This window comes from Pseudomonas sp. 14P_5.3_Bac1 (assembly GCF_025466135.1).
In the GTDB taxonomy this organism is placed as follows: domain Bacteria; phylum Pseudomonadota; class Gammaproteobacteria; order Pseudomonadales; family Pseudomonadaceae; genus Aquipseudomonas.
In genome coordinates this window covers 56,181-72,548 of record NZ_JANLOF010000070.1, presented here as the reverse complement: position 1 = coordinate 72,548, position 16,368 = coordinate 56,181, and the positions used below count along the sequence as shown (strand labels likewise).

Below are 16,368 nucleotides of genomic sequence, written 5' to 3'. Positions count from 1 at the left end.
TAGCTCGGCGCCCAACAAACTTTTTAGTGTGGCCACACCCCCCCCCCCCCCCCCACCCCCCCCCCCACAGGGGCCCGCTTAACTGAACGGCACTGGTGACTCAAGAGCACCTCGCGCCTACAGCTGGACCGGATCCAGAACTCCACGTAATCTACCGACCTCGCCTCAACCGGCGACCCTGGATCAGCAGACAGGGCAACACTGAGCTGGCAAACCTGAACCCATCATTCAGAGGAGCCGGCCAATGCCTGCGACCCGTATCTGGTTAAAAAACCCCCTCGCGATTTTCACTGCCAATGGCCTCGATGCCCGTGGCGGACTGGTGCTGCAAGACGGTGTGATCACCGAACTGCTGGGCTGGGGACAAGAGCCTGCCGTGCCCTGCGCACAGGTGTTTGACGCGCGCGAACATGTGATCCTGCCGGGGCTGATCAACACCCATCATCACTTCTACCAGACCCTGACCCGCGCCTGGGCACCGGTGGTCAACCAGCCGTTGTTCCCGTGGCTCAAAACCCTCTACCCGGTGTGGGCCCGGCTGACCCCGGAAAAACTCGCCCTGGCGTCCAAAGTCGCCTTGGCGGAATTGCTGCTCTCGGGCTGCACCACCGCGGCCGATCACCACTACCTGTTCCCTGACGGCCTGGAAAACGCCATCGACGTGCAAGTGCAAAGCGTGCGCGAACTGGGCATGCGCGCCATGCTCACCCGCGGTTCCATGAGCCTGGGCGAAGCCGACGGCGGCCTGCCGCCGCAGCAGACCGTGCAACAAGGCCAAGTGATCCTCGACGACAGCCAACGCCTGATCCGCGAATACCATGAGCGCGGCGACGGCGCACAGATCCAGATTGCCCTGGCGCCCTGCTCGCCGTTTTCGGTCACCCCGCAAATCATGCAAGCCAGCGCCGAACTGGCCAACAGCCTCGATGTGCGCCTGCACACGCACCTGGCGGAAACCCTCGACGAAGAAGACTTCTGCCTGCAGCGCTTCGGCCTGCGCACCGTGGATTATCTCGACAGCGTCGGCTGGCTCGGCCCGCGCACCTGGCTGGCCCATGGCATTCACTTCAACCCGGATGAAATCGCACGCCTGGGCGCCGCCGGCACCGGTATCTGCCATTGCCCAAGCTCGAACATGCGCCTGGCCTCCGGCATCTGTCCGACCCTGGACCTGCTCGCCGCCGGTGCGCCGATTGGCCTGGGCGTGGACGGCTCGGCGTCCAACGACGCCTCGAACATGATCCTTGAAGCGCGCCAGGCCCTGTACATCCAGCGCCTGCGTTACGGCGCAGAAAAGATCACCCCCGAAGGCGTGCTGGGCTGGGCGACCAAAGGATCGGCGCAATTACTGGGGCGCACGGATATCGGTGAACTGGCCGTGGGCAAACAGGCTGACCTGGCGCTGTTCAAGCTCGATGAGCTGCGTTTTTCCGGCAGCCACGATCCAATTTCGGCGCTGCTGCTGTGCGGCGCCGACCGGGCGGATCGGGTGATGATCGGGGGCAAATGGCGGGTGATTGACGGGCAGGTTGAAGGGCTGGATCTGAAAGGTTTGATTGCCGATCACACACAGGCGGCGAAACAGCTGATCGCCGGAACCTAAGCCAGGCATAAATCAAAATGTGGGAGCTGGCTTGCCTGCGATAGCATCATCTCGGTGCAACTGAAAAACCTAGCTGTCTGCATCGCAGGCAAGCCAGCTCCCACAAAACCGAGCTCCCACATTGAGTTCTGCGGTTTCTACAACCCCAACAGCGACAGCATGATAAACGTCGCAAACAACACAAAATGGGTCATCCCTTCGATGGCATTCGTTTCGCCATCGTTGAGGTTGATCGCACTGACAACCAGCGTGATCAACACCATCACGGTTTGCACCGGCGTCATCGCCATCTGGAACGGCTGGCCGGTGTAGAGCGCCATGGCCTCCATCACCGGCACCGTCAAAATCACCGTCGACAACGACGCACCGAGTGCGATGTTGACCACCGACTGCATGCGGTTGGCCAAAGCTGCGCGCAATGCCGTCAGAATTTCCGGCGCCGCCGAAATAGCCGCAACCACAATCGCCGTGATCACCGGCGGTGCGCCCGTGCCTTCCAGGCCCAGGTCGAGGGTCTTGGACATCACCTCGGCCAGTGCGCCGATCACAATCACGCCAAACACCAAGGTGCCAATGGAGAAAGCCAAACTGATCGGCGGCTCCTGCTGTTCTTCCGGCTGTTTCTTGCGGCGTTTTTCCGGGTAGCTGTAACTGAAGAAATAACTGTGCGGCCCCACCTGCATGCGCAAAAACAGGGTGTAAAGCAGCACCATCGCACCGATGGTGAACGCCGAGTAAATTTTCCAGTCAGCCTGGGGGATAAATTCCGGCACCACCATCGACACGCCCATGGCCGTGAGGATCATCACGCTGTAGCTGCGTGCCGAGTCATCGTTGTAGGACTGTTCGCCATGTTTGATGCCGCCCATCAGCGCAGCCAGGCCGAGGATGCCGTTGATATCGAGCATCACTGCCGAATAAATCGTGTCGCGCACCAGCGTCGGTGAGGGTTCGTTGCTCATCATGATCGCCAGGATCACCACCTCCACCAACACCGCGGCGAGGGTCAGGATCATGGTGCCGTAAGGGTCACCGACCTTCTCCGCCAGTTGTTCAGCGTGGTGGGCAACGCGCATCGAAGCCACGACGATGAAGACGATCAGCGCCACGCCACTGAGTAACGCCACCATCTGCCCGCTGTGCAGCATCCAGTGCTCCAACGGGTAGGCGACGATGGCGGCAATCAGCGCCAGTAACATGTATTTTTCTTGCTTGAGGGATGTGAGCATTCCGGGCCTTTTCATGCAGCAAATCAGTCATTGATGGGGTACAGACTGCACCACGCCGCTAACGTTTCGTTACACCTTAGTTCACGTGGCCCTTGCGTGAAAAAAACCAATACTCTCCTGCTGGTCAGGTTTTGCCGATTATTTCGGCCATGGCCTGTAGAATGCCGCCATTGCACCTGATGAGAATTTAGAAAATGTACGATTGGCTCAACGCCCTGCCCAAGGCTGAATTGCACCTGCACCTGGAAGGCTCGCTGGAGCCTGAATTGCTGTTCGCACTGGCCGAACGCAACAAGATTGCACTGCCTTGGAACGACGTCGAAACCCTGCGCAAGGCTTACGCCTTCAACAATCTGCAAGAGTTTCTCGACCTGTATTACCAGGGCGCCGATGTGCTGCGCACCTCCCAGGATTTCTACGACCTGACCTGGGCCTACCTGCTGCGCTGCAAAGAACAGAACGTGATCCACACCGAACCCTTCTTCGACCCGCAAACCCACACCGACCGTGGCGTGCCGTTCGAAGTCGTGCTCAACGGCATTGCCGCCGCGCTCAAAGATGGCGAGCAGCAACTGGGCATCACCAGCGGTTTGATCCTCAGCTTCCTGCGCCACCTGAGTGAAGCCGAAGCTGAAAAAACCCTCGACCAGGCGCTGCCATTTCGCGACGCATTTGTGGCCGTGGGCCTGGACAGCTCGGAAATGGGTCACCCGCCGAGCAAGTTCCAGCGCGTGTTCGACCGCGCCCGCCACGAAGGCTTCCTCACCGTGGCCCACGCCGGCGAAGAAGGCCCGCCCGAGTACATCTGGGAAGCCATCGACCTGCTGAAAATCCAGCGTATCGACCATGGCGTACGCGCCATCGAAGACGAGCGCCTGATGCAGCGGATCATCGACGAGCAAATCCCGCTGACCGTGTGCCCGCTGTCCAACACCAAGCTGTGCGTGTTCGACGACATGGCCCAGCACAACATCCTCGACATGCTCGAGCGTGGCGTGAAAGTCACAGTGAACTCGGATGACCCGGCGTACTTCGGCGGTTATGTCACCGAAAACTTCCACGCGCTGTATACCTCGCTGGGCATGACCCAGGACCAGGCCAAACGCCTGGCGCAGAACAGCCTGGATGCGCGGCTCGTGAAGCCATAATCCGCGCTCACTGAAGGAACACGGACTAACGGTGGGAGCGGGCTTGCCCGCGAAGGCGATGTGTCAGTCACTACATGTGTCGACTGAAACACCGTCTTCGCGGGCAAGCCCAGCTCCCACATTGACCTCATCTGTCTCAAGCCTGGGTGAGTTCTTCCAGCGTCTTGCCCTTCGTCTCCATCCCAAACACCCACACCACCAGCGCCGCCACGGCAAAACACAGCGCCCCCAAGGCAAACACCCCGCCCTGCCCCGTGATCGGAAACACCAACCCCGTTACCAGCGGCCCGAGCAACGAGCCGACCCGACCAATCGCCGAGGCAAACCCGGAACCGGTTGCCCGCGCCGAAGTGGGATACAGCTCTGGCGTGTAGGTGTACAGCACCGCCCACATGCCAAACAGAAAGAACTGCATCAACAGACCCGACGTAATCAGCAGCCCCACGTTGCCGCCAAACACTGCGCTTTGCCCATACACAAACGCCATCACGCCACCGCCCAGCAAGGTCACGACACACACCGGCTTGCGCCCCCAGCGCTCCACCAGCCAGGCGGCCATCAGAAACCCGGGAATCCCGCCCAGGGAAATGATCACCGTGTAGTACACCGACTGAGTGACCGCAAACCCCGACTGCTGCAACAACGCGCTCAACCAGGAGGTGAGCCCGTAGAAGCCGAGCAACGCAAAGAACCACACGCTCCAGATCATCATCGTGCGTTGCCGATACTGCGGCGACCACAGCTGCTGAAACGCCGAGAAAAACGTCCCCGGCACGCTCTCAACCCGTGGCAGGGCAATCGGCGCCGGCAAGTCGGCGCGCCCCAGCGAATCGCGCACTTTTTGCTCGATACCCTGCAACACCTTATCCGCCGCCGCGTGCCGTCCGGCCTGCTCGAGCCAGCGCGGCGACTCCGGGATAAAAAACCGGATCGCCAGCACAAACACCGCCGGCACCGCCAACACCAAAAAGATGTCACGCCAACCAATCACCGGCAGCAAGAAATAAGACAGCACGCCCGCCGCCACAAAACCCAACGGCCAGAAGCCATCCATCAGGGCGATATAGCGCCCGCGCCCCTTGGCAGGGATCAGCTCAGAAAGCATCGACTGCGCAATCGGGAACTCCATGCCCATGCCGATCCCCAGCAAAATGCGAAACAGCGTCAGCGTCTCCACCGTCTGCGCCGTGGAGCACAGGTAGCTGGCGACGCCCCACAACACGATGCTCCACTGGAATACCGGTTTGCGTCCAAACCGGTCCGCCAGCATTCCGGATAAAGATGCACCGACCACCATGCCGAAAAAACTCGAACTGGCCAGCAACCCGGCCTGGGCCGTACTGAGGCCGAACTCGGTTTTGATCGAACCCAACAGGAAAGTCATCATCGCCAGGTCCATGGAATCGAAGAAAAACGCCAGCGCGATGATGATGAAGATGATTCGGTGGTAGCCGCTGATGGGCAACCGTTCCAGCCGTTCCGCTGCGCTATAGCCTTGCATGCCCATGCCGCACCCCCTGTATGAAAAATCCCCAACGCGAGTGTGCGGTATCGTTTTGCCTGGTTATTGCTGGATGCGACCTGACTGAAACTCTGAGCGACCATTGCCCCCCTGGGGCGCGGCCAGGCGGCTGATTTCCCCAAGCCCGATGTCGGAGAACTGCAGGGCGTGGGACTCGTTGACCACGCTGACCCAGCCCGATTGCAAAAACAGCTGCAACAGCCCCGCCCCCAATGCGCCCCCCAAGTGCGGTTGCTGCTGACTCCAGTCAAAACAATCGCACGCCAGGGGCGAGGCCAACGCGTGGGTAAAAATGCCCAGGCCTGCCAGGCACTGCGCGCCCTTGACGGTGACCTCGGTACGCTGTTCATGACGGTCGATCCAACCGGCCTGAAACATGCGCTGGTAAAGCCCTGCGCCCAGTTCTCCGCCCAGGTGGCCATGGCATAACCGGGCTCGCCGCAACGCCGCCGGCGCCACCAGCGTCGGCGGCAGACCCTGCGGCGCACTGCGCACGGCGCTGGCCATGGTGGTACTGGCCAACGCGTCGATGGCAACGCTGACGTCGACGGCGGCGACACGAAACACGCGCTTGCCACGCTGGGCTTCAACCCGCAGCAAACCGCTTCCAGTCAGGCGCGACAAATGCGCGATCGCCGAAGCCGACGACAGCCCGGCAAGCCTCGCCAGTTCCTCTGACGATTTCGCCGACCCGTCCATCAAGGCCCAGAGCATGGCGGTGCGCTTGGGCTCGCAGAGCAAGCTGGCGATGTGACTGATGCAGGGTGCTTCTTCCATGTATTCACTCCTTGTTAAACCATTTGTCTGCTGCGGTTGGAACCAAAGTATAGGGGCGCAAACCGCCCGTTCCGCGGCGTCTGACAGCGCGGATAGGGACAGGATCTGAGTGAAATTTCTTGCTTTGATGGAGGCTATTGCTCGGTGCTCAATCGCTCCGGCCATTGCGCAGTCAATGTCGCACAGCGGGCCACGAGCATTTCCCGCAACAGGTTGATGGGCTTGCTCAATTGCGCACGATGCGCGCACAGCAGGTTGAGCGGCGTGCGCTCACCGCGCAGCTCCGGCAGGATCACACGCAAACGCCCGGCCAGCACGTCGCTGCTCACATCCAGCCACGACTTGTAGGCGATACCGACACCCGCCACCGCCCAGCGCCGCACCACATCGGCGTCATCACTGAAGCGGTCGCCGCTCACCGTCAGGCTGACTTCACGCTTGCCGTCGTGAAAACCCCAGTGGTCGTGTACGCGGCTGCCGAGCATGTACAGCAGGCAATTGTGTTGCGCCAATTGCTCCAGATGCCGCGGCTCGCCATGGCGGGCGAGGTAGCTGGGCGCGGCACACAGCACACGCCTGTTGTCCGGGGCGATGGGCAGCGCGATCAGGCTGGAGTCTTCGGGCTCGCCGTAACGCAGGGCGATATCCACCGGCTGGCGGAACAGGTCGGCGATCCGGTCGCCCAACAGCAGGCGCACGGTGAGTTGCGGGTAGTCGCGCTGGAACTCATCGAGCCATGGCAACAGCTGGTTGCGCCCGAAATCCGACGGCGCCGACAGCTGCAGCACGCCGCTGACATGGTCCTGGCCGCTGGCCAACAAGCGCCGCCCTTCGTCCAGCGAACTCAAGGCTGCGCGGGCATATTCCAGAAAGCCTTCACCTTCGGCGGTCAACCGCAGGCTGCGGGTGGAGCGCGCCAGCAACCGCGCGCCCAGTTGCTGTTCGATGCGTTTGAGCGCCGCGCTGGCCACGGCCGGCGACAGATCCATGACCCGCGCGGCAGCCGACAGACTGCCCAGGTCTGCCGCGCGTACAAACAACTGCAAATCATCAAAACGCAGCATGCATTACCGCCAATTATCAAAATTCTATTGAAACAGACTGCTGTTTTAGCGGGTTTTATCTTCACGGGAAATAGCCAATCATCTGCCCATCCCGTTCACCACGTGCCAGGAGTTGAATATGTCCACTGCCTTTAACGTCATCGCCACGCTGATCGCCAAACCCGGCCAACAGGCAACCCTGGAAACCCTGCTGCGCGGCCTGCTGGCACCGACCCGCCTGGAAGCCGGTTGCGAGCAATATGACCTGCACCAGGACCTGCAACATCCCGAGACCTTCTACATGCTCGAACGCTGGAGCGATGACGCAGCACTGGCCGACCACGACCAGAGCGCGCACATCCAGAACTTCCGCGCCAAGGCCGCTGATGTGATCGAACACTTCGAACTCAAGCGCCTGAAATTTCTTGCCTGATCACTGCCCTTTTCCGGAGTCCCCATGAAAGCCATTGCCTACTACGCTGCACTGCCAATCACCGATCCAAACTCCCTGCAAGACATCGAGCTGCCGGAGCCGGTCGCCGGCCCGCGCGACCTGCTGGTGGAAGTCAAAGCCATCTCGGTCAACCCGGTGGACACCAAGGTACGCCAGAACGTCGCCCCGGAAAACGGTGCCGCCAAGGTGCTGGGCTGGGACGTGGCGGGTGTGGTCAAGGCCGTTGGCAGCGAAGTGACCCTGTTCAAAGCCGGAGACAAAGTGTTCTACGCCGGCTCGCTGGTACGCCCGGGCGGCAACAGCGAACTGCACACCGTGGATGAGCGCATCGTCGGTCATATGCCCAAGAGCCTGGGGTTTGCCGACGCCGCCGCGCTGCCGCTGACCGCCATCACGGCCTGGGAGTTGCTGTTCGAACGCCTGCAAGTGCGTGAAGGCAAGGAAGATGAAGGCCAGAGCCTGCTGATCGTCGGCGCCGCGGGGGGTGTGGGTTCGATTCTGACCCAACTGGCCAGCCAGCTCACCGCACTGAAAGTCATCGGCACCGCCTCGCGTCCGCAAACCCAGGAATGGGCCAAGGCGCTCGGCGCCGACCTGGTGATCGATCACAGCCAACCGCTGAGCGAAGCGCTGAAAAACGCCGGCCACCCACAGGTGACCCACGTCGCCAGCCTGACCCAGACCGATCATCACCTCGACCAGTTGGTAGAAGCGCTGGAGCCACAAGGCAAGTTGGCGTTGATCGACGATCCGAAGTCGCTGGATGTCAGCAAGCTCAAGCGCAAGAGCCTGTCGCTGCATTGGGAGTTCATGTACACGCGCTCGATGTTCGAGACGCCAGACATGATCGAACAGCACAACCTGCTCAACCGCGTGGCTGAACTGATCGACGCCGGCACCTTGAAAACCACGGTGGGCGAGCACTTCGGCGTGATCAATGCCCAGAACCTGCGCCGTGCGCACACGCTGCTGGAAAGCGGTAAGGCCAAGGGCAAGATCGTGTTGGAAGGGTTTTAAAACGGTCTGTCAGCGTCGTCCTTTATTCCGGTGAGTAATGGACGACGCCGCTAGTCAGAGAGTTGACCTTTGTCATATTTGTGAGCGCATTCGGGTTTATATTGGCCGCCTTTGCCACGATTCTTTTACGTGAGGAAGTCAGCAATGAAGATCCTGATAAGAGCGTTAGCAAAATCCCCAGGCAACAAATGGCAGGTCAGCCTCGACGGCGACGCGTTCACCTTCCGCAGTGAGGCCGAAGCCCGGGCCTTCGCCGACACCCTGCAAGCGCGCATCCAGGCGCCGCACCGCATTCCCCTCAGCCAGCAACGCTCCGCCGCTGGCTGATCCGCACCTCAGACCTGCGCTTGCGCGGCCCTCGCCCGTTGCAGGCGCTGGGTCGACATTGCAATCGTTACGGCCAATACACCGCACAAGCTGATGACCATCGCCATCGGCATCGCCGTGCCGTCGTGCAGCACGCCGACCAGCGACGCCGCGCCCGCCGCCACACCAAACTGAATGCAGCCCAGCAACGCCGACGCGCTGCCGGCCCGTGCGCCCTGCCCGCTCATGGCGCAGGCCGAGGTGTTGGGCAAAATGCAGCCAAGGCTGGCGATGCAGATAAACAGCGGCACCAGCAACGGCCACAACGCTTCGGTACGCAAGGCGGCAATGCCCAACAGCGACAACGCCGCTGCCACATACACCCATACCGTGCGCGACAACAAAAAAGCCGGGCCGCGCTTGGCCAGCAACCGCGCATTGAGCTGCGCCACCAGGATAAAGCCAGCAGCGTTGGAGCCGAACAGCCAACCGTAATGCTCGGCAGGCACGCCGTAGAGTTTGATGAACACGAAGGGTGAGCCGGCAATGTAGGCAAACATCCCGGCAATCGCGATGCCGCCGGTCAGGGCGTAGCCCAGGTACACGCGGTCCGACAGCAGCGCGCCATATCGGCGCAGCGAACCGGACAGCGGCTGGCGCGGCTGATGGGCCGGGAAGGTTTCCGGCAAGCCGACTGCCACGGCGATGGCTGCCATCACGCTGAATATCGACAGCGCCAGGAAAATCGACTGCCAGCCCCACAACCCGACCATCAAGCCACCCGCCAACGGCGCAAGGATCGGCGCCAGGCCGGTGACCAGCATCAGTTGCGAATAAACCTTGGCTGAGCCCACGGCATCACATTTGTCGCTGACCACCGCACGGGAAATCACCATGCCCGCACACCCGCCGAGGGCTTGCACGAAGCGTGCGCCGATCAGCCAGTCCAGGGACGGCGCATACGCGCAGGCAAAGGAGGCGATGGTAAACAGCGTCACGCCACTGAGCAGCGGCACGCGCCGGCCAAAGCGGTCGGCCAGCGGGCCGTAGATCAATTGGCCGATGGCCAGACCGGCGAAATACACCGCCAACGTCAGCTGGATATGCTTTTCGTCGGTGGCGAACGCCGTGGCCATTGCCGGAAAGCCCGGCAGGTAGAAATCAATCGCCAACGGCGCGAAGGCGCTCAAGGCGCCCAGAATCAGGATTATGCGGAGGTTCATCAGACACCCAAGTGAGTCGGCAGCCCGACAGTCTAGCCGCGCTTGGGTGCCATGAACATTACGTTAGCTCGCTAACTATCAGAAAAATTACGCGAGCTTGGCGCTGTAGCCTTCTTCGGTGATCAGCTCGATAACCTGCTCGGCGGACAAGCGACTTTCCACACCGACTTCCTTCGCCGCCAGGTTGACGTTGACGCTCGCCGCAGGGTCCTTGCTCTGCACCGCCTGGGTTACCGCCCGAACGCAATGGCCGCAGGTCATTCCTTCCACGTTGAATACTTGCATGACATGACTCCTTTGATGAGGTTGACGCCAGTCTCGACCTTGCCACGATGGCAAGGTCAAGTTTCAAAAACATCCGCCGGGCTGGTATTCAGCCGCCGCCTCGGCCAAGCTTCATCCATCTTGGATTTGAACCACGGAGCATTCGCCATGCGCTGGTCGTTTTTGGCCCTTATCGGCCTGTTGAGTTTGTCTGCCGCTGCGCCCATGGCCTTCGCCGACGAAGACTATGCGGTGTTGATCATCTCCCGCGAGCGCCTGGAAGTACCGACCAGCTGCGAGATCGGCCTGTATATCCAGGACCAGTTGGCCGGGCGTCTGTTTCAGGAACAGGCCACGTCGTTCAACTTGCCGGCGGGCAACGTGTCGCTGCGCTTGAAACTGCTGCCGGGCCAAGCCCCCGGCTGCTTGCCGGGCATGCTCGCGCCGCCCGCGCAGAACATCACGCTGAAGGCCGGTGATGTGCGCAAGTTGCGTATTGCCCAAGGCCCGGACGGCATGTACCTGAAACCCGCCGCCCTCGAATACTGAACACCTGCCTTGCCGGCCTCAGGTCCTTGCGTGCGCGCCTGAATGGCGGCCGTCATCGCCAGCCAACCGCCTGAGGCAAAATAGCCCCTTGACCTTCCCCACAGGTCAAGGTTGATTCTAGGGGCATCGTCTTCTGGAGGACTGCCCCATGAATGGATCCACCACGTTTGACCTGCCCATCAGCGGCATGACCTGTGCCAGCTGCGCCGGCCGTGTCGAGCGCGCGCTGGGCAAGGTGCCGGGCGTGCAACGTGTCAGCGTCAACCTGGCCAACGAACGCGCCCACGTCGAAGTGCTGGGCCAAATGGACCCCGGCGTACTGATCGCCGCCGTCGACAAGGCCGGCTACACCGCCACCCTGGCGCAAAGCGAAACCGCCACCGACGCCAATCAAGCCCAACGCCTGCATCGCGAGCGTTGGTCGCTGCTGTTGGCGATCGTGCTGGCCCTGCCGCTGGTGCTGCCGATGCTGGTGCAGCCCTTCGGCCTGCACTGGATGCTGCCCGCCTGGGTGCAGTTCGCCCTGGCTACGCCGGTGCAATTCATCTTGGGGGCGCGCTTCTACAGCGCCGCATGGAAAGCCGTGCGTGCTGGCGCCGGCAACATGGACCTGCTGGTGGCCATCGGCACCAGCGCCGGCTATGGCTTGAGCATCTATGAATGGCTCACCACGCCCGCCGGAAACATGCCGCACCTGTATTTCGAAGCCTCGGCCGTGGTGATCGCGCTGGTGCTGCTCGGTAAATACCTGGAAAGCCGCGCCAAGCGCCAGACCGCCAGCGCCATCCGCGCCCTCGAAGCCTTGCGCCCGGAGCGGGCGATTCGCGTGCTGGACGGCCGCGAAGAAGACGTTGCCATCAGCGCGTTGAAGCTCGGCGACCGGGTGCTGGTCAAACCCGGCGAGCGCTTCCCGGTGGACGGTGAAGTGATGGAAGGCCAGAGCCATGCCGACGAGGCCTTGATCAGCGGCGAGAGCCTGCCGGTGCCGAAACAGCCCGGCGATAAGGTCACCGGCGGCGCCATCAACGGTGAAGGTCGGTTGCTGGTGCGTACCCAGGCGCTGGGTGCCGAAAGCGTGCTGGCACGCATCATTCGTCTGGTGGAAGACGCCCAGGCGGCGAAGGCACCGATCCAGAAACTGGTGGATAAGGTCAGCCAGGTGTTTGTGCCCGCCGTGCTGGTACTGGCGCTGATCACCCTGATGGGCTGGTGGCTCTACGGCGCGCCGCTGGAAACCGCGATCATCAATGCCGTGGCGGTGCTGGTGATTGCGTGCCCGTGTGCGCTGGGCCTGGCCACGCCGACCGCGATCATGGCCGGCACCGGCGTCGCCGCGCGCTATGGCATCCTGATCAAAGACGCAGAGGCCCTAGAACGCGCCCATGCAGTCAGCGCCGTGGTGTTTGACAAGACCGGCACCCTCACCTCCGGCGCGCCGAAAATTGCGCATTTGGCGGCGGTGGATGGCAATGAGTCGCTGCTGCTGCAACACGCCGGCGCACTGCAGCGCGGCAGCGAGCACCCGCTGGCCAAAGCCGTGCTGGATGCCTGCAACGCACAAGACTTGAACGTGCCAGATGTGACTGCCAGCCAGGCGCTGAGCGGGCGCGGTATTGCGGGCACCCTGGATGGCAGACAACTGGCGTTGGGCAATCGCCGGATGCTGGAAGAAAACGGCTTGAGCGCGGGTGACCTTGCAGCGTCCGCCAGCGCGTGGGAAGCCCAAGGGCGCACGTTGTCCTGGTTGATCGAACAAGGCGCGCAACCGCGCGTACTGGGCCTGTTCGCCTTTGGCGATACGCTCAAGCCCGGCGCACTGGAGGCCGTGGAACACCTCAGGGCCCAGCACATCAGCAGCCACTTGCTCACCGGCGACAACCGCGGCAGCGCCCGTGTGGTGGCCGAGGCACTGGGCATCGACGATGTACACGCCGAAGTACTCCCGGCCGACAAAGCCGCCATTGTCGCGCAGCTGAAAAAGACCGGCGCAGTGGCGATGGTCGGCGATGGCATCAACGACGCCCCGGCCCTGGCGGCTGCCGATATCGGCATCGCCATGGGCGGCGGCACCGACGTGGCGATGCACGCGGCGGGCATCACCTTGATGCGCGGCGACCCGCGCCTGGTGCCCGCCGCGCTGGAGATCAGCCGCAAAACCTACGCAAAAATCCGCCAGAACCTGTTCTGGGCCTTTGTGTATAACTTGATCGGCATCCCACTGGCGGCATTCGGCTTGCTCAACCCGGTGTTGGCGGGCGCGGCCATGGCCCTGTCCAGCGTCAGTGTGGTGAGCAATGCGTTACTGTTAAAAACCTGGAAGCCCAAGGATTTGGAGGATCAACGCCCATGAACATCGGCCAAGCCGCCCGTCAGAGCGGGCTGAGCGCAAAGATGATTCGTTACTACGAATCCATTGGCCTGCTCAAAGCCGCCCACCGCACCGACAGCGGTTACCGCGTGTACGGCAGCGATGACTTGCACACACTGGCGTTTATCAAACGCTCGCGGGACCTGGGGTTTTCGTTGGAGGAAGTCGGCAAGCTGCTGACCTTGTGGCAAGACCGGCAGCGCGCCAGCGCCGATGTGAAGGCCTTGGCGCGCGAGCATATCGAGGCGCTGAACCAGAAGATTCTGGAGCTGGGGCAACTGCGCGATACGTTGCAGGACCTGGTGGAGCACTGCCAGGGCGATCACCGGCCCGATTGCCCGATTCTCAAGGAGTTGGCGTCCGGTAGCTGTTGCGCCGGCTAAGACCCGCATAAAACGACTGTGGGAGCTGGCTTGCCTGCGATGCAGACACCTCGGTGTATCAATAACACTGAAGTGATGCTATCGCAGGCAAGCCAGCTCCCACAGGGGATCGCGCCGGTTTCGAGTTAACGAATCACTGCATCCAAGGCGGCGGCGGTTCTTCTGCCGTCTTGGTCGGTGGCGCATCATCCGCCGCGCGAATCGCTTGCTTGCGCTCTTCATCCAACCGCGCCGCTTCAATCTCGCGAATCACACCGCCCACGTCCGCCAGTTCTTCCGGTTCGTCGAACTCGCCGGTCAATGCGCTGGCCGGGTGCAAGGTGCCGGCTTCGTACAACGCCCACATTTCCTTGGCGTACTTGGTCTTCTTCAGCTCCGGAGCAAAGCGCCCGAAGTAGGAAGCCATGTTGCCCACATCCCGCTCCAGCATGTTGAACGCGTGGTTGTTGCCCGCCGCATCCACCGCCTGAGGCAGGTCGATGATCACCGGGCCGGTCGGCGTAAGCAGCACGTTGAACTCGGACAAGTCGCCGTGCACCAGACCGGTACACAGCATCAGCACGATCTGGGAAATCAGGAAGGCGTGGTATTCGCGCGCCTGGTCCGGCTCCAGCGTCACGTCATTCAGACGTGGCGCCGCATCGCCGTACTCGTCGGCTACCAGCTCCATCAACAGCACGCCTTCAAGGAAGTCGTACGGCTTGGGCACCCGAACGCCCGCGCCGGCGAGGCGGAACAGCGCCGCGACTTCGGCGTTCTGCCAGGCATCTTCGGTTTCTTTCTTGCCGAACTTGGAGCCTTTGGCCATGGCTCGGGCCTGGCGGCTGTTACGGACCTTACGGCCTTCCTGGTATTCGGACGCCTGACGAAAACTTCGTTTGTTCGCCTCCTTGTAAACCTTGGCGCAACGCAATTCGTTGCCGCAGCGCACCACATAAACAGCTGCTTCTTTACCACTCATGAGTGGGCGCAGCACTTCGTCGACCAGACCGTCTTCGATCAGGGGTTCAATGCGTTTAGGAGTCTTCATCAGCTTTTATTGTGGGTCCTTTATTACCAAACACGCGTATGGCACTCGTTATACGGCAATCGGCTCGCCTCGGGGAGAGGCTAGCGACCTTTGACACTTAAGAATGCATCCAATATGCCAATTTTTCTGCGCAATTCAGCGCTCGATAATCGCGGTCACGCCCTGCCCGCCCGCGGCGCAGATCGAAATCAGCCCACGGCCCTTGCCCGCCGCGTCCAGCAGCTTGGCCAGGTTGGCGACAATGCGCCCGCCAGTGGCCGCAAACGGGTGCCCGGCAGCCAATGAACTGCCCTTGACGTTGAGCCGGCTGCGGTCGATGGCACCCAGCGGCGCGTCCAGCCCCAGGCGGGTTTTGCAATATTCCGGGTCTTCCCAGGCTTTGAGCGTGCACAACACTTGGGCAGCGAACGCTTCGTGAATCTCGTAGTAGTCAAAGTCCTGCAGCGTCAGGCCATTTCTCGCCAGCAAACGGGGCACGGCGTACACCGGCGCCATCAGCAGGCCTTCGGCGCCGTTGACGAAATCCACGGCCGCCGCTTCGCCATCGCGCAGGTACGCCAGGATCGGCAAGCCGCGCTCCTTGGCCCAGGCTTCACTGCCCAGCAGCACCAACGAGGCGCCATCGGTCAGCGGCGTGGAATTGCCGGCCGTGAGCGTGCCCTTCTCGCTGCGCTCGAACACCGGTTTGAGGCTGGCGAGTTTTTCCAGGGTCAGGTCCGGGCGCAGGTTGTTGTCGCGGGTCAGGCCGAGAAAGGGCGTGAGCAAATCGTTGTGCCAGCCTTCGGCGTAGGACGCGGCCATTTTCTGATGGCTTTCAAGGGCCAACTGGTCTTGTTCGGCGCGGGGAATCTGCCAGGTCTGCGCCATCAACTCGCAGTGTTGGCCCATGGACAGCCCCGTGCGCGGTTCGCCGTTGCGCGGCAGTTCCGGCTTGAGGTGATGGGGACGAAGTTGTAACAAGACTTTTAATTTGTCCGCCATGGATTTGCTGCGGTTGGCCTGCAGCAGGATCTTGCGCAGGCCTTCATTGACACCGATCGGCGCGTCGGACGTGGTGTCGACGCCACCAGCGATCCCGCACTCTATCTGCCCCAGGGCGATCTTGTTGGCTACCAGCAACGCCGCCTCAAGCCCGGTGCCGCAGGCCTGTTGAATATCGTAGGCCGGGGTTTGCGGCGAGAGGCGCGAACCCAGTACGCATTCGCGCGTGAGGTTGAAGTCGCGGGAATGCTTGAGCACCGCACCCGCGGCCACTTCGCCAATGCGCAGGCCGTGCAGGTTGTAGCGTTCGATCAGGCCTTCCAGGGCTGCGGTCAACATCGCCTGGTTACTCGCCGTGGCATACGGGCCGTTGGACCGGGCGAAGGGGATGCGATTACCGCCAATGATCGCTACACGGCGCAATTGAGTCATGGAAAGCTCCCTGAAGGTTGTGGGTGGAATCATCCAGCC

The 16,368-nt window shown here is 62.0% G+C and carries 16 protein-coding genes; 8 read left to right on the top strand and 8 right to left on the bottom strand.

The features are described from left to right. The first annotated feature begins 244 nt into the window (after window positions 1–244). Window positions 245–1,603, top strand: a complete 1,359-nt coding sequence (locus NTD89_RS18710) for an 8-oxoguanine deaminase (RefSeq protein WP_262208988.1) — start codon at window positions 245–247, stop codon at window positions 1,601–1,603. Between the two features lie 137 nt (window positions 1,604–1,740). Here the strand turns inward: NTD89_RS18710 and NTD89_RS18705 are convergent, their stop codons facing one another. Further along, on the bottom strand, window positions 1,741–2,832 hold the full coding sequence (locus NTD89_RS18705) for a calcium:proton antiporter (protein ID WP_145160376.1): 1,092 nt from the start codon (window positions 2,830–2,832) through the stop codon (window positions 1,741–1,743). 194 nt (window positions 2,833–3,026) lie between these two features. Between NTD89_RS18705 and NTD89_RS18700 the strand changes: the two genes are divergently transcribed. Beyond that, window positions 3,027–3,980: an adenosine deaminase gene (locus tag NTD89_RS18700; RefSeq protein WP_119737737.1), complete on the top strand. Its 954-nt coding sequence runs from the start codon at window positions 3,027–3,029 to the stop codon at window positions 3,978–3,980. Between the two features lie 136 nt (window positions 3,981–4,116). On the opposite strand, the gene NTD89_RS18695 is transcribed toward NTD89_RS18700, so the two are convergent. The 3 genes from NTD89_RS18695 to NTD89_RS18685 all read right to left on the bottom strand — a co-directional run bounded on the left by NTD89_RS18695 (window position 4,117) and on the right by NTD89_RS18685 (window position 7,343). Further along, window positions 4,117–5,487, bottom strand: a complete 1,371-nt coding sequence (locus tag NTD89_RS18695; protein WP_262208985.1) for an MFS transporter — start codon at window positions 5,485–5,487, stop codon at window positions 4,117–4,119. A 57-nt stretch (window positions 5,488–5,544) separates the two neighbouring features. After that, window positions 5,545–6,279, bottom strand: coding sequence for a winged helix-turn-helix domain-containing protein (locus NTD89_RS18690; protein WP_262208983.1), 735 nt, complete (start codon window positions 6,277–6,279; stop codon window positions 5,545–5,547). Window positions 6,280–6,413: 134 nt separating this feature from the next. Next, the gene (locus NTD89_RS18685; RefSeq protein WP_262208981.1) at window positions 6,414–7,343 is read right to left on the bottom strand and encodes a LysR family transcriptional regulator; all 930 of its coding nucleotides are present in this window, start codon (window positions 7,341–7,343) and stop codon (window positions 6,414–6,416) included. Window positions 7,344–7,461: 118 nt separating this feature from the next. Between NTD89_RS18685 and NTD89_RS18680 the strand changes: the two genes are divergently transcribed. The 3 genes from NTD89_RS18680 to NTD89_RS18670 all read left to right on the top strand — a co-directional run bounded on the left by NTD89_RS18680 (window position 7,462) and on the right by NTD89_RS18670 (window position 9,120). Next, on the top strand, window positions 7,462–7,755 hold the full coding sequence (locus NTD89_RS18680) for a putative quinol monooxygenase (protein WP_262208979.1): 294 nt from the start codon (window positions 7,462–7,464) through the stop codon (window positions 7,753–7,755). A 24-nt stretch (window positions 7,756–7,779) separates the two neighbouring features. Further along, the gene (locus tag NTD89_RS18675) at window positions 7,780–8,793 is read left to right on the top strand and encodes a zinc-binding alcohol dehydrogenase family protein (RefSeq protein WP_145160365.1); all 1,014 of its coding nucleotides are present in this window, start codon (window positions 7,780–7,782) and stop codon (window positions 8,791–8,793) included. Between the two features lie 144 nt (window positions 8,794–8,937). Further along, a complete protein-coding gene (locus NTD89_RS18670) occupies window positions 8,938–9,120 on the top strand; it encodes a hypothetical protein (protein WP_017134711.1) in 183 nt (60 codons plus the stop codon). An 8-nt stretch (window positions 9,121–9,128) separates the two neighbouring features. On the opposite strand, the gene NTD89_RS18665 is transcribed toward NTD89_RS18670, so the two are convergent. Both NTD89_RS18665 and NTD89_RS18660 read right to left on the bottom strand, forming a co-directional pair. Next, window positions 9,129–10,322 carry a multidrug effflux MFS transporter gene (locus NTD89_RS18665; protein ID WP_262208977.1) on the bottom strand — a complete coding sequence of 398 codons (1,194 nt, stop codon included), beginning with the start codon at window positions 10,320–10,322 and terminating at the stop codon, window positions 9,129–9,131. 87 nt (window positions 10,323–10,409) lie between these two features. After that, the gene (locus tag NTD89_RS18660) at window positions 10,410–10,607 is read right to left on the bottom strand and encodes a heavy-metal-associated domain-containing protein (protein WP_106577736.1); all 198 of its coding nucleotides are present in this window, start codon (window positions 10,605–10,607) and stop codon (window positions 10,410–10,412) included. A 147-nt stretch (window positions 10,608–10,754) separates the two neighbouring features. Between NTD89_RS18660 and NTD89_RS18655 the strand changes: the two genes are divergently transcribed. The 3 genes from NTD89_RS18655 (at window position 10,755) to cueR (ending at window position 13,886) form a co-directional block, all read left to right on the top strand. Next, window positions 10,755–11,135: a hypothetical protein gene (locus tag NTD89_RS18655; RefSeq protein WP_106577735.1), complete on the top strand. Its 381-nt coding sequence runs from the start codon at window positions 10,755–10,757 to the stop codon at window positions 11,133–11,135. 148 nt (window positions 11,136–11,283) lie between these two features. Continuing rightward, complete coding sequence (locus tag NTD89_RS18650) at window positions 11,284–13,485, top strand: heavy metal translocating P-type ATPase (RefSeq protein WP_262208974.1); 2,202 nt, start codon at window positions 11,284–11,286, stop codon at window positions 13,483–13,485. Continuing rightward, the gene (gene cueR / locus NTD89_RS18645; protein ID WP_262208973.1) at window positions 13,482–13,886 is read left to right on the top strand and encodes a Cu(I)-responsive transcriptional regulator; all 405 of its coding nucleotides are present in this window, start codon (window positions 13,482–13,484) and stop codon (window positions 13,884–13,886) included. The genes NTD89_RS18650 and cueR overlap by 4 nt, the downstream gene beginning before the upstream one ends. A 133-nt stretch (window positions 13,887–14,019) precedes the next feature. Here cueR and NTD89_RS18640 read toward each other — a convergent pair whose 3' ends face one another. Both NTD89_RS18640 and NTD89_RS18635 read right to left on the bottom strand, forming a co-directional pair. Continuing rightward, window positions 14,020–14,916 (bottom strand): PA4780 family RIO1-like protein kinase, encoded by an 897-nt coding sequence (locus tag NTD89_RS18640; protein ID WP_106577732.1) that lies wholly within the window; start codon window positions 14,914–14,916, stop codon window positions 14,020–14,022. A 135-nt stretch (window positions 14,917–15,051) separates the two neighbouring features. Then, the gene (locus NTD89_RS18635) at window positions 15,052–16,329 is read right to left on the bottom strand and encodes an acetyl-CoA C-acetyltransferase (protein ID WP_106577731.1); all 1,278 of its coding nucleotides are present in this window, start codon (window positions 16,327–16,329) and stop codon (window positions 15,052–15,054) included. Between the last annotated feature and the right edge of the window lie 39 nt (window positions 16,330–16,368).